The 3,028-nt window shown below is 70.3% G+C and carries 3 protein-coding genes; 1 reads left to right on the forward strand and 2 read right to left on the reverse strand.

Going from position 1 to position 3,028, the window contains the following annotated elements:
- Positions 1-123: 123 nt before the first annotated feature.
- Positions 124-909 carry a DUF2071 domain-containing protein gene (locus VF794_RS21345; RefSeq protein ID WP_331113247.1) on the forward strand — a complete coding sequence of 262 codons (786 nt, stop codon included), beginning with the start codon at positions 124-126 and terminating at the stop codon, positions 907-909.
- 18 nt (positions 910-927) lie between these two features.
- On the opposite strand, the gene VF794_RS21350 is transcribed toward VF794_RS21345, so the two are convergent.
- Both VF794_RS21350 and VF794_RS21355 read right to left on the reverse strand, forming a co-directional pair.
- Positions 928-1,821, reverse strand: coding sequence for a hypothetical protein (locus tag VF794_RS21350; protein WP_331113249.1), 894 nt, complete (start codon positions 1,819-1,821; stop codon positions 928-930).
- A 317-nt stretch (positions 1,822-2,138) separates the two neighbouring features.
- A partial coding sequence (locus tag VF794_RS21355) for a serine/threonine-protein kinase (protein ID WP_331113251.1) occupies positions 2,139-3,028 on the reverse strand: 890 nt, incomplete at its 5' end.

A 3,028-nucleotide genomic window follows, 5' to 3' on the forward strand; every position in this document is an offset into this window, starting at 1 on the left:
ACTGAAAGGTGGGGGGACAACATCCTGACCCACTGCCCGGGTGTGTTTCTACCCTCCTTTGGCGCACCGCGTAGGCCGGGGGAGGGGTTATGAAGTCCTCGCAGCCCGTTCCGGAGGCCTGTCGTGTCCGAGCGTCCCGCCGAGCCCCACGCCTTGTCCGCCGAGTCCGACATCGATCGCCTCGGTCCCACGCGCCGACCAGACGAGCGGCCGGTGATGTACCAGAGCTGGCGCCACCTCCTCTTCCTCCACTGGTCGCTGCCGCCCGAGGTGGTGGCGCCGCTGCTGCCGCCGGGCTTGACGCTCGACACCTTCGGGGGCCGGGCCTGGGTGGGGCTGGTGCCCTTCACCATGCGCGGCGTGCGTCCCCGGGGCCTGCCCGCGGTGGGCTTCCTGTCGGACTTCCACGAGACGAACGTGCGCACGTACGTCCACTTCGAGGGACGCAACCCGGGCGTCTGGTTCTTCAGCCTGGACGCCGCCAACGCCATCGCCGTGCGGCTCGCGCGAAGCTGGTTCAAGCTGCCGTACCACTACGCGGGGATGGAACTCACCGCCGGGCCCGGGGGCGAGTCGTTCGCCTACCGCTCCGAGCGCCACTGGCCGGGGCCCACGCCGGCCACCTGCGCCGTGCGGTGCACGCCCAGGGGCTCCGCCTCCGCCTCCACGCCGGGCACGCTCCAGCACTTCCTCGTCGAGCGCTACTTCCTCTACTCCACCGCCAACGGGGTGCTCTTCCGAGGCCAGGTGCACCATCCGCCCTATCAGGTGCGGGGCGCGGACGTGGAGGCGTTGGACGAGTCCCTCCTGGCCGCCGCGGGCCTGCCTCGTCCCCCCGAGCCGCCCCTGGCGCTGTTCTCGGAGGGAGTCGACGTCGACGTGTTCAGCCTCAGGCGCGTGGAGCGGTGACGCCCCAGGCCCTTGGGCTCAGCAGTCGGAGGCGCAGGTGCCGCTGCTCTCCGTCGGTTGGCACACCCCGTCACCGCAGCGGTAGATGTCCTGCGCCCGGAGGCGCGTGGTGATGGGGCGGTAGGTGGTGCCGTTGTAGGAGCAGGACGTGTAGAAGGTGTTCGTCGCGTCGCGGGTGCAGTACTGCGAGCAGCTCCCCGCGTACACCATGGGCGAGCACTGCGACGCGCTCGCGCCGGTGCCAGCGAGGCCGCACACGCGTGGGGTGCTCTCGTTGCTCGCCAGGGACAGTCCATCGTTGGCGCCGAAGACGCCCGTGCTCCCGTCGAAGAGGTTGCCGAAGAAGCACGCCTCCCGCACACCGTAGTCCGTCAGCTCCTGGCTCGTGGTGGGGATGGCGTTGCCGGCCCCATCCAGCCCCAGCAGCGAGATATTGACGTGGATGTTGAACTTGTTGGCGTGCGCTGCCATGCAGGCCGACACCACCTGCTCCTCCACCAGGGTGGCCGCGTTGCCGCTGGCCCAGCCCGGGGCGAGCCCCAGCACTCCCTGCCACGTATAGGTGATGCCCGAGTTCGTGTACGTCCGGCTCTCGCCCGCGGGCACCGCGCAGGCCACCACGTACTTCATCACCTCGTTGCGCAGCGTGGTGTCCGCCTGGAACCAGTCGCGGAAGGCGTTCGTCGACAGGCCGTTGAGGTTGAGACCGTTGAGGTTGAGGCCGTTGAGGTTGAGGCCGTTGCCCTCGACGATGGAGTGCGAGGTATTGCCCAGAGCCTCCGTCTCCTCCGGGAAGGCCGCCTCCGGTCCGCAGCCAACGGCGCAGGCCAGGAGGAGTGTGATGAGAACGCCTGACCGCGTCGGATACAGCTCCCAACCACCGCGCCGAGACTCGAGAGTCTTCAACAGCATGGGCCCACCCCCTGGGAACGGATGTCGCGGGTATTTCGCCGTGCTTCTGCTTCCCCCTCGCGGAACCCCTCGGGTACGGCCCGACAACTTGAGTTCCACGTGAACAGTGTGAACGCAGTCAGAACGGGAAAAAAGGACCCCCCCGGCAAGCCGGCCATCACGGTCAGAATTGAGACACCGGATGGGGTGAATGCGCGAGCCGGTGCGCTCGACTGTGCCGAGGAGTGGAAGGCTTTTCACGTCACGTCCGTGGACGTGAGAGGTCCTCGTGAGGCGCGAGGCGCCTCACGTCGTTTCGGGGAGGGTGTGGGGAGCCGTCAGCTCGCCAGCGGCGGGGTGCAGGCGCGCGCGGCCGAGGGGGTGACGGCGAAACCACTCGCGTCTCGCACCACCCAGCCGGCGATGTCCGCCAGGGGACCGCCGGTGATGTCGATGCCGTCCGGGCCGCGGCGCGCATCCACCTGACCCACGTGGACGCAGGTGCGCACGCTCACGCGCGAGCCGGCCGTGCGAGCCCGGGCGCGCTCCTGGAGCTTCCGCGCCGTCTCCAGCAGCGCGTACGGCTCCTGGAGCGGGGACTCGTCGATGAGCCGCACGCCTAGCAGCGCCATGCCCGTCTGCACGGCGAGCACGAAGCCCGCGGCGCGCAGCTCCTGCTCCAACCCGTCGAGCACGTCGGCCACGGTGGCGTACGCGGCGTCATCCTCGGCCCCCTCCTCGAGCTCCACCTCGGCGTGGAGGGCGAAGGCGCGCACGCTGCTGCCGGCGGCCGGCAGGTGCTCGGCGGAGGAGGGGAACACCGCCTCGCGCAGCGCGGCACGGAAGCCGGCCACGTCCGGGAAGCGTCGCTCCGCCTCCTTCTCCAGGCAGCGCAGCACCACCGCGTCCACCGCGGGCGGCACGGGCGCCGAGGCGCTCGGCCGGGGCGGCGGCGCCTCCAGGTGCATCCGCTCCACCTCCATCCGGTCCTCGGACTGGTAGGGGTAGTGGCCCGTCAGCATCTGGTAGAGCAGCACGCCCAGCGCGTAGATGTCCGTGGCCGGCCCGATGATGCCGCTGCGGAACTGCTCGGGCGCCATGGCTTGCGAGGTACCCAGGCGCTGGCCCGCCATCGTCAGCCCCTCCTGCCCCGGCTCCGGGTGGATGAGCTTGGCGATGCCGAAGTCCAGGAGCTTCACCACGGGTGGATCCGCCTCGGACACCACGG

The sequence above is a fragment of the Archangium sp. genome, from assembly GCF_036389735.1.
Lineage (GTDB): Bacteria > Myxococcota > Myxococcia > Myxococcales > Myxococcaceae > Archangium.

Coding starts and splice junctions, on each gene's coding strand:
- VF794_RS21350 (WP_331113249.1), bottom strand. CDS start 1,821: ATGCTGTTGAAGACTCTCGAGTCTCGGCGCGGTGGTTGGGAGCTGTAT.